The organism is Symploca atlantica LB2515 (assembly GCF_052546295.1).
Genome location: NZ_JBQWMT010000001.1, coordinates 120,699 through 142,082 on the forward strand (window position 1 = coordinate 120,699; position 21,384 = coordinate 142,082).

The 21,384-nt window shown below is 46.4% G+C and carries 24 protein-coding genes and 1 tRNA gene; 8 read left to right on the top strand and 17 right to left on the bottom strand.

The window, feature by feature from the left end:
• Positions 1–89 precede the first annotated feature (89 nt).
• The 12 genes from rplX to rplC form a co-directional block, all read right to left on the bottom strand.
• Positions 90–452 carry a 50S ribosomal protein L24 gene (rplX, locus tag ACT7WV_RS00600; protein WP_445101025.1) on the bottom strand — a complete coding sequence of 121 codons (363 nt, stop codon included), beginning with the start codon at positions 450–452 and terminating at the stop codon, positions 90–92.
• Positions 452–820, bottom strand: a complete 369-nt coding sequence (gene rplN / locus ACT7WV_RS00605; protein WP_445101026.1) for a 50S ribosomal protein L14 — start codon at positions 818–820, stop codon at positions 452–454. Before rplN ends, rplX begins: the two co-directional genes overlap by 1 nt.
• 144 nt (positions 821–964) lie before the next feature.
• Positions 965–1,213: a 30S ribosomal protein S17 gene (gene rpsQ, locus ACT7WV_RS00610; RefSeq protein ID WP_445101027.1), complete on the bottom strand. Its 249-nt coding sequence runs from the start codon at positions 1,211–1,213 to the stop codon at positions 965–967.
• A 6-nt stretch (positions 1,214–1,219) separates the two neighbouring features.
• Positions 1,220–1,480 carry a 50S ribosomal protein L29 gene (gene rpmC, locus ACT7WV_RS00615; protein WP_445101028.1) on the bottom strand — a complete coding sequence of 87 codons (261 nt, stop codon included), beginning with the start codon at positions 1,478–1,480 and terminating at the stop codon, positions 1,220–1,222.
• Positions 1,481–1,489: 9 nt separating this feature from the next.
• Positions 1,490–1,903 (bottom strand): 50S ribosomal protein L16, encoded by a 414-nt coding sequence (rplP, locus tag ACT7WV_RS00620; protein ID WP_445101029.1) that lies wholly within the window; start codon positions 1,901–1,903, stop codon positions 1,490–1,492.
• Between the two features lie 131 nt (positions 1,904–2,034).
• Positions 2,035–2,763 (bottom strand): 30S ribosomal protein S3, encoded by a 729-nt coding sequence (rpsC, locus tag ACT7WV_RS00625; protein WP_445101030.1) that lies wholly within the window; start codon positions 2,761–2,763, stop codon positions 2,035–2,037.
• A gap of 44 nt (positions 2,764–2,807) precedes the next feature.
• A complete protein-coding gene (gene rplV / locus ACT7WV_RS00630) occupies positions 2,808–3,167 on the bottom strand; it encodes a 50S ribosomal protein L22 (RefSeq protein WP_445101031.1) in 360 nt (119 codons plus the stop codon).
• Positions 3,168–3,212: 45 nt separating this feature from the next.
• Entirely contained in the window at positions 3,213–3,491 is a 279-nt protein-coding gene (gene rpsS / locus ACT7WV_RS00635; protein WP_445101032.1) for a 30S ribosomal protein S19, read from the bottom strand.
• A 113-nt stretch (positions 3,492–3,604) separates the two neighbouring features.
• Entirely contained in the window at positions 3,605–4,468 is an 864-nt protein-coding gene (gene rplB / locus ACT7WV_RS00640; protein ID WP_445101033.1) for a 50S ribosomal protein L2, read from the bottom strand.
• 55 nt (positions 4,469–4,523) lie between these two features.
• On the bottom strand, positions 4,524–4,826 hold the full coding sequence (locus tag ACT7WV_RS00645) for a 50S ribosomal protein L23 (RefSeq protein WP_445101034.1): 303 nt from the start codon (positions 4,824–4,826) through the stop codon (positions 4,524–4,526).
• Positions 4,819–5,451, bottom strand: coding sequence for a 50S ribosomal protein L4 (gene rplD / locus ACT7WV_RS00650; protein WP_445101035.1), 633 nt, complete (start codon positions 5,449–5,451; stop codon positions 4,819–4,821). The genes ACT7WV_RS00645 and rplD overlap by 8 nt, the downstream gene beginning before the upstream one ends.
• A gap of 89 nt (positions 5,452–5,540) precedes the next feature.
• The gene (gene rplC / locus ACT7WV_RS00655; RefSeq protein WP_445105544.1) at positions 5,541–6,176 is read right to left on the bottom strand and encodes a 50S ribosomal protein L3; all 636 of its coding nucleotides are present in this window, start codon (positions 6,174–6,176) and stop codon (positions 5,541–5,543) included.
• A gap of 788 nt (positions 6,177–6,964) precedes the next feature.
• Between rplC and ndhN the strand changes: the two genes are divergently transcribed.
• From ndhN to ACT7WV_RS00690, 7 genes are all read left to right on the top strand, one after another.
• Positions 6,965–7,423, top strand: a complete 459-nt coding sequence (gene ndhN / locus ACT7WV_RS00660) for an NAD(P)H-quinone oxidoreductase subunit N (protein WP_445101036.1) — start codon at positions 6,965–6,967, stop codon at positions 7,421–7,423.
• Positions 7,424–7,594: 171 nt separating this feature from the next.
• Positions 7,595–8,200, top strand: coding sequence for a vWA domain-containing protein (locus ACT7WV_RS00665; protein WP_445101037.1), 606 nt, complete (start codon positions 7,595–7,597; stop codon positions 8,198–8,200).
• Between the two features lie 29 nt (positions 8,201–8,229).
• Complete coding sequence (locus ACT7WV_RS00670; RefSeq protein ID WP_445101038.1) at positions 8,230–8,685, top strand: salt stress protein, Slr1339 family; 456 nt, start codon at positions 8,230–8,232, stop codon at positions 8,683–8,685.
• Between the two features lie 439 nt (positions 8,686–9,124).
• Positions 9,125–9,745, top strand: a complete 621-nt coding sequence (locus tag ACT7WV_RS00675; protein ID WP_463424131.1) for a vWA domain-containing protein — start codon at positions 9,125–9,127, stop codon at positions 9,743–9,745.
• 333 nt (positions 9,746–10,078) lie between these two features.
• A complete protein-coding gene (gene ldpA / locus ACT7WV_RS00680) occupies positions 10,079–11,299 on the top strand; it encodes a circadian clock protein LdpA (protein WP_445101040.1) in 1,221 nt (406 codons plus the stop codon).
• Between the two features lie 171 nt (positions 11,300–11,470).
• The gene (locus ACT7WV_RS00685; RefSeq protein WP_445105545.1) at positions 11,471–13,192 is read left to right on the top strand and encodes a R3H domain-containing nucleic acid-binding protein; all 1,722 of its coding nucleotides are present in this window, start codon (positions 11,471–11,473) and stop codon (positions 13,190–13,192) included.
• A gap of 200 nt (positions 13,193–13,392) precedes the next feature.
• Positions 13,393–13,464, top strand: a tRNA-Gln gene (locus ACT7WV_RS00690).
• 395 nt (positions 13,465–13,859) lie between these two features.
• Here ACT7WV_RS00690 and ACT7WV_RS00695 read toward each other — a convergent pair.
• From ACT7WV_RS00695 to coaD, 5 genes are all read right to left on the bottom strand, one after another.
• The gene (locus tag ACT7WV_RS00695; RefSeq protein WP_445101041.1) at positions 13,860–14,561 is read right to left on the bottom strand and encodes a phosphate ABC transporter permease; all 702 of its coding nucleotides are present in this window, start codon (positions 14,559–14,561) and stop codon (positions 13,860–13,862) included.
• 9 nt (positions 14,562–14,570) lie between these two features.
• Entirely contained in the window at positions 14,571–15,398 is an 828-nt protein-coding gene (gene dapB / locus ACT7WV_RS00700; protein WP_445101042.1) for a 4-hydroxy-tetrahydrodipicolinate reductase, read from the bottom strand.
• 204 nt (positions 15,399–15,602) lie between these two features.
• Positions 15,603–16,952 (bottom strand): glutathione-disulfide reductase, encoded by a 1,350-nt coding sequence (gor, locus tag ACT7WV_RS00705; protein WP_445101043.1) that lies wholly within the window; start codon positions 16,950–16,952, stop codon positions 15,603–15,605.
• Between the two features lie 144 nt (positions 16,953–17,096).
• A complete protein-coding gene (locus tag ACT7WV_RS00710; RefSeq protein ID WP_445101044.1) occupies positions 17,097–17,783 on the bottom strand; it encodes an ATP synthase subunit B family protein in 687 nt (228 codons plus the stop codon).
• Positions 17,690–18,244, bottom strand: coding sequence for a pantetheine-phosphate adenylyltransferase (coaD, locus tag ACT7WV_RS00715; protein WP_445101045.1), 555 nt, complete (start codon positions 18,242–18,244; stop codon positions 17,690–17,692). Before coaD ends, ACT7WV_RS00710 begins: the two co-directional genes overlap by 94 nt.
• Before the next feature lie 150 nt (positions 18,245–18,394).
• On the opposite strand from coaD, the gene pruA reads away from it, so the two are divergent.
• Complete coding sequence (gene pruA / locus ACT7WV_RS00720; protein WP_445101046.1) at positions 18,395–21,382, top strand: L-glutamate gamma-semialdehyde dehydrogenase; 2,988 nt, start codon at positions 18,395–18,397, stop codon at positions 21,380–21,382.
• Positions 21,383–21,384: the final 2 nt, after the last annotated feature.

The window sequence follows — 21,384 nt, forward strand, 5'->3', positions numbered from 1 at the left end:
TTCCCTGGGCTTTGTCAGGGAAATTTTGAGTTATTTTTAAGTTTCGGTCTGTCATTGGCAAAATACATAAAACAATAACTAATAATTAATTAGTCGATGACTTCGCCAGTTTTTTTAAGCATCCGCACCTTGCGTCCTTCTTGGTTAAAGCTATAGCAGACACGGCTAGCAATTTTTTGCTTAGTCGAGTAGAGCATCACGTTAGAGCTGTGTATAGGAGCCTCAAAGGTAGTAATCTGACCAGATTCACCTTCTTGCTGAGGCTTAACGTGCTTAGTTTTAACGTTAACTCCCTTGACGACCACCTTGCTGAGCTTCGGTAAAGTATTCAAGATTTCCCCAATCTTTCCTTTGTCCCGACCAGAAATCACCTGAACGGTATCGCCTTTCTTGACGTGCATCTTGTAGCGCTTAGCGGCAGTAGTTTGCTCGCTCTTAACTTGAGTTGCCATTAAAGTACCTCCGGAGCAAGAGAGACAATTTTGGTAAAGTTTTTATCGCGCAGTTCCCGTGCTACAGGACCAAAAACGCGGGTTCCCCTAGGGTTACCATCGTTGTTGATAATCACGGCTGCATTATCGTCAAAGCGAATACTCATACCGCTTTCCCGACGCAGTCCCTTGCGAGTACGAACGATTACGGCCCTAACAACGTCAGACTTTTTCACCGCCATGTTTGGGCTGGCATCTTTAACGACACCAATAATTACATCACCCACACTGCCGTAGCGCCGATTTCCGGCACCCAAGACGCGAATACACATTAATTTTCTTGCACCGCTATTATCAGCGACATTTAAGTAGGACTCTTGTTGAATCATGGTTTTCCTCCTTATTTTGTAGGAGCTTTTGCCTTCGGTGTGAACAATTCGGGGTTAATCGACAAGCCGTCCTCATCAATGTGAACGCCCTAAACGGGTAGTGTGTTATCGGTGCCCCACAAAATTCATAGATAACCGGACATCTCAGACTGAAGCGCGGCTGATTATTTCAGCTACCATCCAGCGTTTGGTGCGACTCAGGGGTCGTGTTTCTCTGATCCGGACGCGGTCGCCTTCTTTACAATGATTTTCTTCATCGTGAGCTTTGTATCGCTTGGTTCGCACAACGATTTTTCCGTACTTAGGGTGGGGTGACCGGTTTTCTATGGCAACCACGACGGTTTTATTCATTTTGTCACTGACGACTAAACCCACTCGTTCTTTGACCGCCATTAAGGTCTACTCCTCTTGTACATCTGTTGGGACATCGGTGTCTGGTGCTTGAGTTGACGATTGGCTGGCTGTAATTTGTCTTTCCCGTTCTACAGTCATCAGCTGAGCAATACGGCGACGAGTGTGCTTGAACTGGTGTTGTTTTTCCAAACGTCGAGTTGCCTTTTGCATTCGCAGCTCGAATAGTTGGCGCTTAGCCGCTAAAATTTCGTCTGCCAGTTCCTGGTCACTTAATTTTCTTGCTTCTTCTACTTTGGGCAGAGGCATAATCTACACCTATTCCCCTTCACGAGTAATGAACTTAGTTTTAATGGGCAACTTATTAGCAGCAAGGCGCATTGCCTCACGGGCAGTTGCTTCCGGAACTCCAGCAATTTCAAACAGAATCCGACCGGGCTTGACTACCGCCACCCAGAACTCGGGAGAGCCTTTTCCTGAACCCATACGAGTTTCAGCCGCCCGCATTGTGATTGGTTTATCAGGAAAAACGCGGATCCAAATTTTGCCACCACGGCGGATATAGCGGGTCATAGCACGACGACCTGCTTCAATTTGGCGAGCTGTCATCCAGCAGGGTTCTGTAGCTTGTAGAGCAAAGTCGCCAAAATTCAAGGCGTTACCACGAGTAGCTACACCTCTCATCCGTCCGCGTTGTTGTTTACGAAATTTAGTTCTTCTAGGACTTAACATGACGCAAAAAGTGTGAAGTTATGAAGGTACGAACTTATGAATTATGAAGCACGAAGTAAAAAAATTACTGTTCTAGAATTAGGCTTTCAGCTGACAATTATTTTTCTCCTTCATTGTTCATCCTCCCTTGTTCATCCTTCATTTGAGCGGTCTTCAAATTGTTGGCGGCGTCTTTGTTGACGACGGCGGGGAGCTGCAGTATTTGGAGTAGGCTGTTCTTCCTGACCCGGGATTACTTCCCCTTTGAAGATCCATACTTTGACGCCGAGAATCCCGTAAATTGTTTTGGCAGTGCGGTAGGAGTAATCAATATTGGCACGTAGCGTGTGCAGAGGCACTCGCCCTTCACGAGTCCACTCCGTCCGAGCAATTTCTGCCCCGTTCAATCTACCACTCACCTGTATTTTGATACCCTGAACGTCAGCGCGTTGGGCACGCTGAATTGCCTGGCGCACAACCCGCCGAAAAGAAACTCTTCGCTCTAATTGTTGTACGATGTACTCGCCAATTAGTTCGGCATCGGCATCTACCCGCGCCACTTCGACTACATTAATGCGAATTTGACGATTGTTACCCAGCTCTTGCTGTAGACCCGTACGTAATGACTCAATTCCGCTACCACCGCGACCCACAACAACACCGGGTCTAGCAGTATGAATTTCTAGATCAATTTGGTCAGCTTTGCGCTCAACCCTAATTTCGGAAATCCCAGCATTATTGAGAGTTTTCTCGACATACTGCCTGATTTTGTAGTCTTCTTGTAACAGTTCAGGATAGCGCTTGGTATCTGCAAACCAGCGAGAACGATGCTCTTGAGTTATACCTAGTCGAAAACCAATTGGATGAATTTTTTGTCCCACTAGTCCCTACCTTTTATTGCTCTTACTGCTCATGGCTTACCTAATTACACGCTGACTTCCGGAGAAACAGCCACAGTGATATGACAAGTTGGTTTCCGAATCTGATATGCGCGACCTTGAGCTCTAGGTCTAAAACGGCGCAAGCTTGGACCCATGTCAGCAAAAGCTTTAGTGATAACTAAAGATGCTGGATCGAGGCCAGTATTGTGTTCAGCATTTGCCACAGCAGAGCGCAGGACTTTGAGTACCGGTTCACAGGCACGGTAGGGCATAAACTCCAATATGATCAGGGCTTCCCGATAGGAGCGCCCACGAATCTGATCAAGTACCCGCCTTGCCTTAATAGGAGACATGCGAATATAGCGTCCGATCGCTTTAGTTTCTGCTGTAATATCTATTGCCATAGTTTTCTCCGCTCGAAAAAGCTAAGAGTAATCTCTCTTTTCCTGCTAGCGCCCCCCCTTACGATCACTTTTGGAGTGGCTCCTGAAAGTACGAGTTGGAGCAAATTCACCGAGCTTATGACCTACCATTTGCTCATTGATGAAAATTGGTACATGTGTTCGTCCGTTGTGAACCGCAATAGTGTGACCAACCATTTGGGGCAAAATGGTAGACGCCCTTGACCAGGTTTTGATTACTTGTTTTTCTCCTTTGGCCTCAAGAACCTCAATTTTTTTGAGGAGGCTATCAGCAACAAAAGGACCTTTTTTTAAAGAACGACCCATAATTTCAACGTTGAAAGTTATCCGGTTAATAGATTGAAAGTCGTAAGGTCATGGGTTGAAGATTTATACAGCTAGCGGTTGAGCCGGTTGATCTAACCTGCAACCTTCTAATCCTAAGACTCCCGACCGCCGCGACCTCGCTTCGAAGATTTCCGGCGACGCCGAACAATTAGAGAAGTACTTTTTTTCTTCCGCTTACGAGTTTTGGCTCCTAATGCTGGTTTTCCCCAGGGTGTAACTGGCCCACTTCTACCGATGGGGGCTTTGCCTTCACCACCGCCGTGGGGATGATCCACCGGGTTCATCACACTTCCTCTCACCTTGGGACGACGCCCTTTGTGTCGGTTACGACCCGCTTTGCCTAAACTCAGGTTTCTATCTTCAATGTTGCCTACTTGCCCAATTGTCGCGTAACACTCTCGACGTACCATGCGCACTTCACTGGAAGGTAGCTTGAGGGTAACGTAATTACCTTCTTTCGCTACCACCTGAGCGGTTGCACCAGCAGAACGAACCATCTGCCCGCCCCGACCAGGCATTAGTTCCACATTATGAACGTCGGTTCCTAGAGGAATGTTGCTCAGAGGTAAGGCATTGCCAACTTCAATGGGGGCTTCAGGCCCAGACATGACAGATGTGCCTACTGCCAGACCTGCTGGATGAAGAATATATCGCTTTTCTCCGTCCTGATAGTAAAGCAGGGCGATCCGAGCATTCCGGTGGGGATCATATTCAATTGCTGCAACTTTTGCCGGAATGTTGTGTTTATCGCGGCGAAAATCAACCAGACGATACAGACGCTTGTGTCCACCGCCACGACGCCTACTGGTAATAACGCCACGATTATTACGACCTTTGGCACGATGCTTGGACTTGGTGAGAGATTTTTCCGGCTCGCTCCGCGTAATCTCGGCGAAATCCGATACGGTACCCGTGCGAGTGCCGGGAGTGTATGGCCGATAAGAACGGATGCCCATAACAAATATCCTTGACTTGCTCTATTTAAATTTTCTTAGAGAACAGTCTCCAAGCTTATACATCTGGGAACAGGGCAATCGAGTCCCCCTCTGCCAGAGTCACGATCGCGCGTTTATACTGGGGCTTGTAGCCGATAAATCGACCTACTCGACGCTTTTTTTGCGGTGGGCGTAGGGTATTTACGCCTACTACTTTGACATCAAATAGGCTTTCAATAGCGGCTTTAATTTGTGGCTTGGTAGCTTTAATCACCACTTCAAAAACGTACTTATTTTGCTCTAAGAGCATAGTCGCTTTTTCGGTGACAATCGGGCGCAGCAACAAATCCACCAGGTCGCGGGAGTTATACTCAGTCACTGTAAACCTCCTGAATTTTGGCAAGGGCTGATGAAGTTGTCACAATTTTTTTTGCCCACAGCAGATCACAGACATTTAAGTTAGTTGCTACAATCAACTTGAGAGTTGAGAGATTCCTTGCTGACAGATAAACCATTTCTTCTTTCTGGGGCAGGATCAAAAGAATTTTCGAGTCTGACTCAATCCCCCAACGGCTTATCGCCTGCAACAAATCCTTGGTTTTCGGTCGTGGTAGTTGTTCAACAAAGTCTTCTACCACAATCAAATCCTCTGCTCGACTGGCAAGGGCAGTACGCAGAGCTAACCGCCGCTCCTTGCGGTTCATTTTGAGGTTAAATTCTCTGGGTTTAGGACCAAAGATTACACCACCCCCACGCCATAAGGGTGAGCGAATCGAGCCAGCACGAGCACGACCAGTCCCCTTTTGTCGCCAAGGTTTACGTCCCCCCCCTCTAACTTCTGAGCGGGTTTTGCTCGAGGCGGTTCCTTGACGAGCGTTTGTTAGTTGTCGGACTAAGGCTCGGTGAACAATATGAGCTGCGTTTTCTTCTTTAGCGACTCGCAGATCTAGTGTTGCCTTGCCAACTTCTTCCCCCTGCCAATTTTGCACCACACAATCAAGCATTTTTTTTCTCCCTTGAGTAGTCTATTAGTCCTATTACATTAGTTTTTAGTTTTATATCAGCTAATTACCAATGACTGATTGACCAATGACTAACCCCCTATTTGTTTAGTTGGTGCAATGCTCAAGAGCGTCCCAGGTTTACCGGGAAGTGCACCTTTAATTAGTAATAAATTACGCTCGAGATCCACCCGGACTACTTGAAGCTTGCGAGTGGTGACTCTTTTGCCTCCATAGCGACCTGCCATCCTCTTGCCGGGAAACGTGCGGCCAGGGGTTGTACCTGCACCAGTAGAACCTGGTAGTCGGTGGTTTTTGGAGCCATGAGCCATCGGTCCGCGTTTAAAGTTATGACGCTTCTGATAACCAGCAAAGCCACGACCCATGCTGTTGCCGCTGACATCAACAATCTGACCGACGGAGAATGTATCTGCACCGACTGTCTGACCTAGCTGAAATTCACCGACATCCGGCAAGCGATACTCGCGCAAGTGGCGTGATGGGGGGGCACCAGACTTTGCCAAGTGACCCATTTCAGGCTTGTTGAGTAATTTGGGCTTGACTTCCTTATAACCAATTTGGACAGAGCTATAGCCATCTGTCTCTTTAGTTTTAATTTGGGTCACGGTGCATGGACCGGCTTGAACGACAGTTACAGGAATTGCTCTTCCTTCCTCATCGAACACTTGGGTCATGCCGATTTTAGTGCCGAGGATACCGACAGACACGGGGTTCTCCTTTTTAGACATTACAGTGAAGCAGGATTGGCGATCAGACTTGGCGTAAGTTCGCCCCACCTCACACACTTTGCCGTTACGGCTACCAGAGAGCAATATTCTGCTTTCTAGTAGTTTAGGTAAGACTATGAGCCAGAACGATTACTAAAGCCATGAAATGGACTCAGCTACTAACAGCGCTTGCCCGCAGTACTCTTCAGTCAGGCCGATTTACAAATCAACTCTACTAGAGTGCTACCAGTGTGCTTTCAAAGCCGTTTCTATGGTCGGCATTCAGATAGACCAGGCTCTGGGGGCTTTCCCTCAGAGCTAAAGCCCTGGGCATTGCAGCCCTTGGACTTAAGTCTTTGTCAACCATCATCTTCTTTGATAACGCTTGCTGATACCATCGCCTTGATTACTTTGGGACTTAATTAGCTATTCACTAATCAGTATCCCGCCGAGACGAAACTGCTAGTAAATCTGAATTCAGCCAGAAAACTATACAGACTCTTGGTATATTCCCAGCACTTTAGTTTTTACCCTAAGCTCGGATTTAACCGGTAAGACACTCTTCGAGAAGCCTTTTGAGAGGCTTGGTTTTTTGCATTACTGCTTTCAAACCAGTCACCTTAGGGTCTGTACCGCTTTAGTGCCATCTTACATGGTAGTGGATGTTCCTCTTTTTGTCTAGCTAAGTTCTTCCTAAAAGTTAATTTCTTACCGATCAGGCAGAAGGATATTATATAGTAATACTCTAACCAGAGTTCACAAAACTTAAGGCATAAAAGAAGGTAGCAATGGCACTGATCACCACTGGCAAATCGTTCATTCGTGACCTGGAGAAATCCGGCGCTCTGGCACTGTACATGCCTTTAGAGGGGGGATTTGAAGGACGTTACCAACGAAGACTTCGCGCGGCAGGCTACACAACATTCAACCTAACCGCTAGAGGTTTAGGCGATCCTGCAGCTTACCTAACCCGTGTCCACGGTGTACGTCCTCCTCACTTGGGCAAGAAAGAAATTAGGGTCTATTATCTACCGCCTGTGATTAATTATCAATTGGAGCAGCTACCTAGTAAGTCTAAGGGACTGGTTCTTTGGATGATAGAAGGCTCGATTTTATCTAGAGATGAAGTTGAATATTTAAGTAGCTTGCCCCAGCAAGAACCGCGAGTGAAAGTTGCCTTAGAAATGGGTGGTGATCGCTCCTTCCGCTGGAGCTCACTCAAAGAAGTTCTGTTAGCTGCTTCTTAAGCGCTTGCTCTTGAAGCCGGACATAAAAAATAAAAAAAGCTAAAAGCTTTCGCCCCTCCTGTCATGGGGTAAAAACCAATATAAACCCCATTAATAAACCCCAATTACTGAGCGCAGAGCCTAGGTTTTGATAACCTTTAAGGATACTCAATAAGTTGGGGAAATTCTCTTATGATAGAAAAACGTGACTACACCTTAATCATCGACAAGAGTGGCAGCATGTCGATTAGAGACCAAGTGGCTGGTAAAAGCCGATGGGAAGTCATGCAAGAATCTACACTAGCTCTAGCGAGTAAATGCCAAGAGTTAGACCCAGACGGCATCACCGTTTATGTATTTTCCGGCCGCTTCAAACGCTATGACAACGTAACGGCTGATAAAGTTTTACAAATATTCCGTGAAAATGAGCCATCTGGGCGTACTGATTTAGCAAATGTACTACTTGATGCTACTAATAACTATTTGCAACGTAAGACTCACGGTCAGACTCAGGAAAATGGAGAAACCATGTTAGTGGTAACAGATGGAGAGCCTGACGACCGCAAGGCGGTGATGAAGGTAATTATCGAAGCTTCGCGGCAGATCGACAAGGACGAAGAGTTGGCAATTTCCTTTATCCAAATTGGTAAGGATGCTCTGGCGACTAAATTTCTCAAAGTTTTAGATGACGAACTTCAAAGTGCCGGGGCAAAATTTGACATTGTAGATACAGTTACCATGGATGATATGGAAGATATGACGCTGACCGAAGTGTTAATTAATGCCATTGTTGACTAAAGTTTTCTCTCTTCAAGGGGAGAATTAAGATGATGGAATCGATAGATGATTTACTAGCACAGGTAAAGTCTGAATACCAGGAACAAAACTCAGCTAAAAAAAGCCCCAAATTGCCTCTTGTCCCGGAAAAAGAAGTAAAGCCCCAGCTAAACTTCGCCTCATCTTATAAACCTCAATCTGACAAACCAACTTGGCTATCCCCAGCAGAGGAAAGTCTGTTAGCAGAGGTTAAAGCAGAATTTGAGGAACAAGATCGAGAGCAAGAAATTGCAAGAGAGCACCAGGAACAAGAAGAAAAACTCAAGACAGAGCAGAAAAAGCAAAAACAACGCCAAGAACTGACTCAGCAAGCTCAAAATTGGCTAAAAGCCCTAGATCAAAACTCAGAAGAAGGTCTTTGGTTTGAAGAGTTCGCTTATAACTATCCCTCAAAGTTAGAAGCGGCGGCTGATTATTTGCAGGCTTTGCAAGGAACTCATCAGTAAGGTTTGCACTTTCGCTTTTAACGGGGAAAGTGATAGCCAGACAAGCTCATTGCCTAAATAAACTTAACTACTGATTAGGTATAGATAGTCATCTTTGATCTGAATGGTGACTATTTTAATTTTACCATTTATTGATGTAGTCTTTCTGAGCTAATTGACAGATAAAATTGTTGGGCAAAATACTTCTTTTTTGATAGTCCTTTTTTAAGGATAAACAACCAAATTCAAGAATAGTTTTCTTTTCCGAAGTTTTGGTAATTAAAAAACTTTGTGTTTATACAGAGGCTAATTAAAAATAAAATTTCTCTAAACACTAAATTATTAGTGGGATTAGTTACGAATCATTGAGTTATCTTCTCATTCCGTTGAAATAGGCTGGATTTTGAGTGAGTCGTATAAGCTAGATCAGTAAATACTGAAACTCAGTGGAGGTAAGCACTTGGTGACAGATTCTCTAGTGGAAGACCGTGACTATACTTTAATCATCGACAAAAGTGGCAGTATGTCCATACAAGACCAGCCAGGCGGTAAAAGTCGGTGGCAAACTGTGCAGGAGTCTACTTTGGCAGTAGCAAGAAAATGTGAACAGCTTGACCCAGATGGGATTACCGTTTACTTATTTTCCAGTCGCTTTAGACGCTACGACAATGTGACTTCCGATAAGGTTTCGCAAGTCTTCCAAGAAAATGACCCGATGGGTCGCACTGACCTTGCTAGTGTTCTTAAGGATGCTACTGATAGCTATCTTCAGCGCAAGGTAGCCGGGGAAGCGAAAGCCAACGGAGAGACTATTTTGGTAGTCACAGACGGCGAACCCGATGACCGCAAAGCTGTAATGAAGGTAATCATCGAGGCTTCTCGTAAAATAGAACGGGATGAAGAACTCGCCATTTCACTCATTCAAGTGGGCAAAGATACGATGGCAACCCGCTTTCTCAAAGCACTTGATGATGAACTGCAAGGTGCTGGAGCTCAATTCGACATTGTTGACACTGTCACGTTGGATGATATGGAAAATATGACTTTAGCTGAAGTGCTGCTTAATGCTGTTATTGATTAGAACGTGATTTGTTGGGAGCAGATTGCTACTAGCAGCCAGAATCCTAGCAAAAATCTAGAACTCACGCACCGTAATGCCAGGATAAGGGCTTAAAATTCTGACGCTCCTTACGTTGCTATTACTCAGAATGACGGAATTTAGTACTGGTTGCGTAAGACCTAAAATCTCTAATCAGCGAGGAGTGATGTCCTCGCCGTCTTTTTTTTGTGGGGAAGATAACGAGGTGACGGTTGTTCCCCACAAAGGTACACTGACTTGCCAGGATATGTGCTCCTCTGTTGAACAAGTTAAATTTATCTCCCCAAATTGTTAGCGACGCATTAGCATATAGGGGTGACTCAAATGTACTATCCCTTAACTTCCTTAAGGGAGGGTAACTGGTTCAAGCTAATCTGCGGAGCCAGCTTCCAAAACCTCCCTGCCGTTCGGAATCTTACTTTGTCTTACACCCTTGCCGGTGCAGATTGCATTGATGTAGCAGCTGACCCGGCGGTGATTGCAGCAGCTAAGAATGCCTTACAAGTTGCCGGTGAATTAGCTGGTGCAGCACAAGCGCGGGGGTTTAGATTCCAAGGCAGACCGTGGTTGATGGTGAGCTTAAATGATGGGGAAGACGTGCATTTTCGCAAAGCCGAATTTGATCCGGACTTATGTCCGCCAGAGTGTCCCCGTCCTTGCCAAAAGATTTGCCCAGCACAAGCAATTGTTTTCCAGAATATTAACGAGAGTTTTTCCGGAGTGATTGACTCTAGTTGCTATGGCTGTGGTCGTTGTCTGCCCATTTGCCCTAGTCAGTTGATCTACACTCGTTCTTATGTATCAACACCGGAGGTAATATCCGAACTGATTTTGCAAACTGGCGTTGATGCCCTAGAAATTCATACAAAAGTCGGGCATTTCAGAGATTTTCAAAGACTCTGGAAAGCGATTACCCCTTGGGTTGCTCAGCTAAAGCTACTAGCAATTAGCTGCCCAGATGGTGATGGTTTAATTGACTATCTATGGGCACTCTACGAACTAATAACACCCTTACCGTGTACTTTGGTTTGGCAAACCGACGGACGCCCGATGAGTGGTGACATTGGTAGCGGAACTACTCGTGCCGCTGTAAAACTTTCCCAAGTAGTCTTAGCAGCCGGACTACCTGGATATATACAGTTGGCTGGCGGCACCAATAACCACACTGTTAGCAAGCTAAGAGCAACTGGGCTATTACCCAAAAGGGAAAGCGGGGAGATAAGACAAGGGTGTAATGGAGATCAAATCACTCAATCTCCAACCCCAAATTTTTCATCCTCAGTACCCAATCCTCAGCCCTATGTTGCCGGTGTAGCTTACGGCAGTTACGCCCGTGTGCTAATGTCACCGCTATTAGACAAATTAGAAAAATTAAATGGGGAAGTAGTTGATGACCCTTTGGCATCATCTCAAAGACCGTCTGTTGAATACCTTGAAGAATTTCCTGAGTTGCTATGGCAGGCTGTGGAAAAAGCCGATTCTCTGGTTTCCCAGCTTAAGGGCAACCAACAGTTACTGCACCCCAAACCCAGTTAATTAAAACAAGCTTAGTAAAAACAGATTTTCACAAGCCCACTGAAAAATAGCAGCGATCGCTGCCTTTGATACGAAAATATGGAGAATCCCCAAAGTATCAATCCCTCTGACCAACAAAATCTATCAGATCAACAAGTGCCGATCGTGGACGAAAACCTCACTTCAAACAGGATGCAGATTCGAGACGATCTCCATAAGTTACTAGAAATTCTGCCAGAAGAAATTCACTCATCCTTAGAGCAACATCCCCAGAAGGATAGTTTGATTGAAGTGGTTCTGGATCTTGGTCGCTTTCCAGAAGTACGCTTTCCCAATCAGTCAGAGTACCTTTCCGAGACACCAGTAACCCAATCACAACTAGCTTGTTGCGTCGAGCGAGTAGGAAACTTTAGCGGTGACAACCGTGCTGGAATCGAGCGGACACTACACCGCATTAGTGCCATGCGTAACCGCCAAGGCGATATTATTGGCTTAACCTGCCGTGTAGGTAGAGCCGTATTCGGCACCATTGGCATGATTCGTGACCTGGTAGAAACAGGACAGTCGATTCTAATGCTGGGGCGTCCTGGTGTGGGAAAAACAACAGCTTTGCGTGAGATTGCTAGGGTTTTAGCCGATGACTTACACAAACGGGTTGTGATTATTGACACCTCCAACGAAATTGCTGGTGACGGTGATATTCCTCACCCAGCAATTGGCAGAGCAAGACGGATGCAAGTTGCCCGTCCAGAACTTCAGCATCAGGTGATGATTGAGGCAGTGGAAAACCATATGCCAGAAGTTATTGTCATTGACGAAATTGGTACGGAACTCGAAGCCTTGGCAGCCCGTACAATTGCTGAGCGAGGCGTCCAGTTGGTAGGAACTGCCCACGGTAATCGTATTGAAAACCTGATTAAAAACCCTACTCTGTCTGATTTAGTGGGTGGTATTCAAGCCGTGACCCTAGGTGATGATGAAGCCAGACGCCGAGGTTCTCAGAAGACAGTGTTAGAGCGTAAAGCTCCCCCAACCTTTGAAATTGCTGTAGAAATGCTGGAACGGCAGCGTTGGGTAGTCCACGAAAGTGTCTCTGACACCGTGGATAGTTTACTACGGGGTCGTCAGCCTAACCCCCAAGAGAGGACGGTAGACAACGAAGGTAAAGTAAAGATTTCCCGCGAATTCCCCAGCGCCCCTCTAGCAACGCCACCAGAAAGAACTTTATTGTCCTCAACTCCAGTAAAACCGACAGGCTGGCGGTCATCGGGACAAATGAAGCCTCTATCGCGCTCCTCATCCCGAGGTTATTCTGAAAACAGCTACTTTGAACAACTGCTGGATAAATCCTGGCATCAGCAAGATGGCTTTGGCAATGGTTACCGAGTACCGGGGCCCAATGGTGAGGATTTGCCACTACATATTTATCCTTATGGTGTCAGTCGTCATCAAATCGAGCAAGTAGTACGCGTACTTAACTTGCCAGTGGTGTTGACAAAAGACATCGATAGTGCAGATGCTGTGCTGGGGTTGCGATCGCAAGTTAAAAGCCACTCCAAGTTAAGGTCAGTTGCCAAAGCTCGTCATGTGCCAATTCATGCCCTTAAAGCCAGTACCATTCCTCAGATAACCCGTGCCCTGAGGCGTTTATTGGATATGGAAGACCCAGGCACTCCTGACGCGGCTGATTTGCGCTTATTTACTCAAAGCGGTTCTGAAGATGAAATCGAGGCTCTAGAAGAAGCTCGCTTAGCGGTCGAACAAATCGTTATTCCCAAAGGACAGCCAGTAGAGTTGTTGCCGAGATCGCCAAAAGTGCGTAAAATGCAGCATGAGTTAGTAGAACACTACCGCCTAAAATCCGACAGTTTTGGCGATGAACCCAATCGGCGCTTGCGGATTTACCCAGCTTGATAGCAGCCGTATTCCCCAAAGTAGGGAGTTTGCGTGGTCAAGGGTAGGGTGCAACCAACCTAAAATATTTTTGAGGTTGGGCTACTGCCAGACCACGCTAAGCTAGAAAATTATTTCTCCTACTCCCTACTAGCCAAAAATTCTCAGACTGCTTGACACTTTCCGGGCAATAACTGCTAACATAAATGAGGCGAAACCAATGGGGTGTAGCCAAGTGGTAAGGCAGCGGGTTTTGGTCCCGCCATTCCTAGGTTCGAATCCTAGCACCCCAGTTAAAAAAGCCCTGGTGATCAAAATTAATAAAGACAACCTATCCCCCTAGCTTTTCTGTTGAGGCGTTGGTCGATAGGGAACATTTGATTACTCCGCCGGGGAGCCATCAGAAGCTGTACCTTTATTCAACTATTGGCGTAGAGAAGCGAAGATAATATCTCGGCTCTCGCTTAGTATGTCGATTTTGTCAAGGTTAAGCTTGACAAAGCAATTCTAGAGTTAACAAAGTTCAGACGGGAAATACTGAGCGCAGCCCCCAATGATAATTTTGAACACCCCCACCAATAATCTTTTATTTAGGTGGGGGGCGCTCCACTTCCAACACATTAATGAATCAAAAATTCAATACTTCCATTGCCCCACTGGTGGAATATAGACTTTAATTCTTCCTGATTCAGTAACGTCTGCGACGCTTTGTATCGACTACACCTTCTGCTCTAGTTTCCCTATCATCAGCTTTACTCAACTGATAGCTAACCTGGATAAAGTCATCTCTTTTTAAATAAGGATAGTCACTTACCCAAAGGTTGAAACTGGGAATGTAGATATCAGTTGTTTTGGTAATGCTTCCTAAGTCAGCTTGATGAGACATGACCATCATCTCAGCAACTTGACCAGGAGCAATTCCCTTGTAGATACGGCGCAGAGGAGCTTGTAGCAGTGTTTTAAATCCCGTTTCGTCGCCTACTTCCAAATTCAGACGTCGCTCTCGGTTTTCCACGATAACTAACTCGCCACGATTATTTACTGTTTCCTCTGTACCAATCAAATCTTCTGTGACAAACACATCCAAGACTCGACCACGCCAGAAACCGCTGTATTTGTAGCTGCGCATCTGACGATTACGCATACTCGCCCAGTAAACAGGCCCCCACAACCAGTAAAGCCCCACAATAATCGACAGTAACAAGCGTAAGCCGTCGAATCCTTCTCCTAAGAAGAGTCCGAAGAGCAAGACAACGACGCTAGCCACCACAGAAATCAAGAGTCGTTTTAAAAAATCTGGAAATTTTCCCCAGTAGTAAGTGTACTGAGAACCAGTGGCCAGCAAAGGAATGACTTGTTCAAACTTCTGACGTGTGATCGGAATTAGCATATCTAGCTTTTAGAGGATTTTCTCTAACCCGTAAACAAGAGACTTGATCTGGGTCACTTGGCGGATTGCTAACAGCACTCCTGGCATATAGCAGGAGCGATCTGTGGTATCGTGACGCAGAGTGTAGATTTGACCAGATGCACCAAAAATAACTTCTTGGTGAGCGATTAAGCCCGGTAACCGGACACTATGGATGCGAACGTTGTCGTCAGCAACACTCCCCCTGGCACCTGCTAGTTTTTCCGTCTCTTTGACAGTGGGAGAATTATAGGTCTTACCTAGTCCTGCCAATTGCTGGGCAGTTTGAATTGCTGTGCCACTGGGAGCATCAGCTTTTTGATTGTGGTGTAGCTCAATAATTTCTACATGGTCGAAGTACTGTGCCGCTTGAACTGCCGCCTGCTGAAGCAGTACCATGCCAATAGAGAAATTGGGAATAATTAAGCAGCCGGTACTAGCCTTTTCAGCAAACTCAGCTAGGTCTTGAATTTGCTCTTGAGAGAGTCCTGTAGTACCGACTACGGGACGAACACCGTAAGCGATCGCTGTTCGGACATTTTCATAAACGCTGCTTGGGTGAGTAAAATCGACCATGACTCCTTGTACTTTTTCCTGTGTGGCAAGTACTAGCGTCGCTTGCAAGTCGTTCAAAATCGGAATTTCCACCGGACCGCACCCAGCCACTTCACCGGCATCTTGACCCAGATATTTAGGGTCGCGCTCAATAGCACCCAGCAAGGTCATATCCTCAGCTTGGCAAACCGCCTTGATCACCTCACGACCCATTTTCCCGGCAGCACCGTTAACAACTACTGGGATGGGAGATTCATTAGTCATAATTCCAATATATCCTTGGGACACGCCAAGCGAATTTTAGACCAAGTTTGCGAGAACAAAACTTGTTAGTCCAAATTGCCCCGTAGATACAGTCTGGAGGTAGCGGTTTCTGTGGCGTCGATAAGTGTTGAGTAGGGCAGGTAATTTGTCAATTTGTAACCACAGACGAATTACGCTGCACCTAGCTCAATTTTTGCCAGACCTTCAGCGCATAGTGACAAACTCTTCAGCAGTAGAAGGATGTATGCCGATAGTAGCATCAAAGTCTTTTTTGGTTGCTCCCATTTTCACAGCGATCGCTATGCCTTGGATAATTTCGGCTGCGTAATCGCCTACCATATGAGCACCGAGTACTTTGTCAGTCTTCTGGTCAACGACTAATTTGACTATTGTCTTATCTTCCCGACCAGTGAGAGTGTGATACATCGGTCTAAAGCGGGCACGATAAATTTTAACGGCATCACCCAAGATTTCCCTGGCTTGGGCTTCTGTCAAACCTACTGACGCAGCTTCCGGTGTACTAAATACAGCACTGGGTACGTTTTCGTAACTCATCGTCCGGGACTTACCGCCAAACTGAGTATCGGCAAAGGCACGGCCTTCATTAATCGCAACCGGGGTAAGATTAATACGATCCGTGCAGTCACCAACAGCAAAAATATTCTCTTGGCTGGTACGGCTGTACTCATCAGTAGCGATCGCTCCCTCGCTAATTTCTACATCAGCATTCTCTAGGCCCAGTTTCTCCAGACTTGGCTTGCGTCCTGTAGCTGCCAGACTTACAGCATCTGCGACTACCGTTTCCTCCGAATCACCTTTGATTGTTACCTTTAAACCTTGGGGGGTCTTTTCGATCACTGGGGGTTCGGTAAGATTGATGATGCGGATACCGTGCTGTTTCATGCCCTCCTGAACTCCAGAGCGCAAATCGTCGTCAAATCCCCTTAAAATCAGATCGTTGCGGATGAGTTGCGTCACTTGTGAACCTAGACCCTGCATAATACAGGCAAATTCCACACCGATGTAGCCACCACCAATAATCACGATCTGCTTAGGTTGCTCCTTGAGGTGAAACATATCATCGGAGACAATCGCGTGTTCAATCCCTGGAATCTCCTCCGGTTTAACAGGATGCCCACCGACAGCAATTAAAACTTTGTCTGCTGTAACTTTGCGCTCTCCAATTTCTAGGGTATGAGGATCGAGGAACTTGGCATAACCTTGGATTAAATCTACGCCCGCTTTATCGAGCATTCTTTGGTAAACGCCGTTGAGTCGTTCTACTTCCTGATTGACAGTAGTAATCATTTTTTGCCAGTCGAGGCTACTCTCAACTGCACTCCAGCCATATCCTTGAGCATCTTCATAAAGAGCAGGAAAATGAGAAGCGTAAACCATGAGCTTCTTGGGAATACAGCCGCGATTAACACAGGTTCCCCCCAGGTTGCTAACTTCTGCCACCCCTACCTTGGTGCCATATTCCGCTGCCCGTCGCGCCGCAGCAATTCCTCCAGAACCAGCACCGATGACAAACAAATCGTAATCATAACTCATAATTCAGACTCCCTCTCTAGACTCAGTATAGAAAGTCAAGCGATTTAATCTAGCCAAAATAAACTAAAGCTTGGCATACCAAACAAAATTAACTCTGGGGAAGCAAACCCTTTGTGATTAATTCTTTAGTGGCGAAATTGGTGATTAACGTAGTCCAGAACCCCCGTTGGCATCTGTCTCTGGTATGTTGCCCTGTGGCGGATCGCCAAGCAGTTGCTGACGCCCATTGCGAATCACTCTGAGCATGTCACCTAGTTGCTGCTCAATACTTCTGAGAACGGCGTCGGCATATTCGTCCGCACCATTTTGAATATCTTCACATTCAGCCAGTGCGAGTAGACGAACCTGCTCAATTTCCTGCTGTGCTTGGCGACGCAGCCGCTCAATTTCAGAGAGGGTTTGCTGCTGTAAAGCTTCACACTCTTGCTGAACTTTTTGGCGGATTTGATAGGCTTCTAGTTCTGCTTGCTGAACAATACCCAGTTCGTCCAAAAGCTGATCAGCACGTTGCTCTGCTGCCTCTACTAGTTCTTGAGCGTATTCTTCAGCTTGCAGTAAAATCCCTTCCCGTTGGCGGACAATTTTTTGAGCAACAGCAAAGGTATCCGGCAAATTTTCCCGCACCAAGTCTAACTGAGCCAGCAACATTTCTTCATCGACCAGAGTGCGCCTAGTAAAGGGGATATGCGGGCTATCAAAAATCATGTCCTCAATCCGGTTGAGTTCCCGCTGAATATCTATACCTCCTGGTCCATTGACTGGCGGTTGACTATGGTTGCTGGGTTCTTCGGGGTTGGGGGGATCGATTCTGGCTGAGTCTTGGCGTAACATTGGCAAATATCAAGAGCAACCTGATGGGGAACAAGATGATCAACGGAGCCGCCGAACTTGGCAATCTCTTTAACTACGCTACTACTTAAAAAAGAGTACTCGTTAGAGGTGGCGAAGAAAACCGTTTCAATCTCACTCCATAGGGTTTGATTGGTGTGAGCCATCTGGAGTTCTTTTTCAAAATCCGAAAGCACCCTTAGCCCTCGCAGTAGCACTTGAGCATTCTTCAGTTTGGCATATTCCACGGTCAAACCGAAAAAGCTGTCAACTTCGACGTTTGGCAGATGTTTAGTACAAAGACGAATCTGTTCTACCCTTTGTTGCACAGTAAACAAGGGAGATTTATCAGGATTGCGCAGCACGGCAACAATCACCTGGTCAAAGAGCCGACAACCGCGCTCTATAATATCGAGGTGTCCTAGGGTAATTGGATCAAAGCTGCCCGGATAAATTGCAATCACGAGGGAGACATCTAAAGAGTTACACCAGGCGATTATAGCTATAGGAGTTCGTGGTTTATAGTTCTTAAACTATAAATAACCGTAATACTAAAGAATATAATATTAGATTGGCATAATCTTGCTATCGCCCAGAACAGGAGTAATCTACCGGTGGTTGTACAACTAGAGAAAAGTACTTACGAAGCCAAAACCCAGGAAATTGCCAAACAGCTCCTGGAAGCAACGCGGGAAAAGCGTTCCTTCTTTGCCCACATGCGGGACAACATGCGCTGGGACGATAAGTTACTAGCTTGGGCGATGAACAACCCTGGTTTGCGGGTGCAGCTATTCCGTTTCATTGATGCTTTACCCGCCTTGCGCAGTAAAACGGAAGTCGCCCGTCATTTGCAGGAATACCTGGGGGATGAATCGGTAGAACTGCCCACAACCCTTAAAGGGATGCTCAATTTTGCCAACCCTGACTCAATGCCAGGACAAATCGCAGCCACCACCGTCTCCACCGCAGTAGAAACCCTGGCCCATAAATATATTGCTGGTGAAAATATCAAACAGGCAATTAAAACGATAGAACGCCTGCGCAAAGATAAGATGGCTTTCACTCTGGATCTTTTGGGTGAAGCGGTGATTACAGAGGCCGAAGCACAGTCTTACCTGGAAAGCTATCTGGATTTGATGGAACAGCTGACTCAGGAAGCTCAGCGCTGGTCAACGGTAGAAGAGATTGATCTAGCTGATGGTGAGTCTCTGCCGCGAGTGCAAGTCTCTGTCAAGTTAACGGCATTTTACTCTCAATTCGACCCGCTCGATGAACAAGGTAGCAAAGAAAAGGTATGCGATCACATTCGTAAACTCTTACGCCGTGCTCAGGAACTAGGGGCAGCGGTTCATTTTGATATGGAGCAGTATGTCTACAAAGACATGACTCTCTCGATTCTCAAAGAACTGTTGTTAGAAGAAGAGTTTCGTGAACGTACTGATATTGGTATCACCATTCAAGCCTATCTGCAAGACTCTGAACGGGATGTTCGGGATGTGATTGCTTGGGCAAAAGAACGCGGTTACCCGGTAACCGTGCGGCTAGTCAAGGGAGCTTACTGGGATCAAGAGACAATTAAAGCGATACAGCATGGTTGGCCTCAACCTGTCTATAACGATAAAGCAGCCACTGATGCCAATTTTGAAAAAATAACCCGGTTGATGCTGGAAAACCACGAGTATATTTACTCGGCGATTGGCTCCCATAATGTACGCTCCCAAGCAAATGCGATCGCGATTGCTGAAACCCTGAAGATTCCCCGTCGTCGCTTTGAGATGCAAGTACTCTACGGTATGGGTGACCAACTAGCAAAAGCCCTCGTTAAGCAGGGTCACCGAGTGCGGGTTTATGCTCCTTACGGCGAACTACTGCCAGGAATGGCTTACTTAATTCGTCGCTTACTAGAGAATACAGCCAATAGTTCTTTCCTGCGGCAAAGTTTGGAAGAGCGACCCATTGAAGAATTGTTGGCTCCACCAGTAGTCAAAGAGTTAAACTCTGACCAGTTGAGAGTTGAACCTGCCAGTCTCAAAGCGTTCTCCAATGCCCCTGACACAGACTATGCACAGTCAACAGCAAGGCAGGAAGCACAGCAAGCTTTGCTCAAGGTTCGCCAGCAGTTGGGCAAAACTTATTTACCCTTAGTTAATGGCGAATACGTAGCAACTGAGGAAACTGTAGATTCTCTCAATCCCTCTAACCCCAGTGAGGTGGTTGGTAAAATTGGACTAATTTCTGTAGCACAAGCTGATCAGGCACTACAAGCGGCAAAAACAGCATTCCCTAGTTGGCGACGCACGCCAGCCAAGCAACGAGCCGCTATACTACGCAAAGCCGGCGACTTAATGGAGCAACGTCGAGCCGAATTATCTGCCTGGGTGTGCTTAGAAGTAGGCAAAGCATTACGAGAAGCTGATGCAGAAGTCTCAGAAGCGATTGATTTCTGCCGCTACTACGCCGATGAGATGGAACGTCTTGATCTAGGCGTTAACTATGATATTGCTGGTGAGAATAATCGCTATATCTACCAGCCACGAGGCATTGCTGTGGTGATTTCTCCCTGGAACTTCCCCATTGCGATTGCCACAGGGATGACAGTAGCTGCTTTGGCGGCGGGAAATTGTACTTTACTCAAACCCGCTGAAGTTTCCTCGGTGATTGCGGCGAAAATTGCAGAAATTTTGCTGGAAGCAGGGATACCCCAGGGAGTATTTCAATACGTCCCAGGTAAGGGTTCTACAGTCGGAGCCCACATGGTGAAGCATCCGGATGTTCATCTGATTGCCTTTACTGGTTCCCAGGAGGTAGGTTGTCGGATTTATGCCGATGCGGCAATTGTGCAACCGGGGCAAAAACATCTCAAGCGAGTCATTGCTGAGATGGGGGGTAAGAACGCGATTATTGTCGATGAAAGTTCTGATCTTGACCAGGCAGTGGCTGGCGTGGTGCAGTCGGCTTTTGGTTACAGTGGTCAGAAGTGTTCTGCCTGCTCGCGGGTGATCGTCTTGGAGCCGGTTTATAATAACTTTATCGAGCGCATGGTAGAAGCGACGCGATCGCTCAATATTGGTGTAGCAGAAGCTCCGAGTACTCAGGTAGGACCAGTAATTGATGCCAAAGCGCGCGATCGCATTCGTGCCTATATTGAGCAAGGTAGTCAAGAGGCACAACTAGCTTTAGCAATGAATGCGCCGGAGAAGGGTTATTTCATTGGCCCGGTGATTTTTACCAATGTCTCACCAGATGCCAAGATTGCTCAAGAAGAAATCTTTGGTCCTGTAGTAGCGGTAATCCGGGTCAAGGATTTTCCAGAAGCACTCCAGGTAGCTAATGGCACTAACTATGCTCTCACTGGTGGCATATATTCCCGTACTCCTTCCCACATTGCACAAGCCTCAGCAGAATTTGAAGTAGGCAACCTTTACATTAACCGCACTACTACTGGGGCGATTGTCGCACGGCAACCTTTTGGCGGCTTCAAAATGTCTGGTGTCGGTTCTAAGGCCGGTGGACCTGATTATTTGTTGCAATTCTTGGAACCGCGCACTATTACAGAGAATATCCAACGTCAGGGTTTTGCACCAATAGAAGGAGTTGATTAACC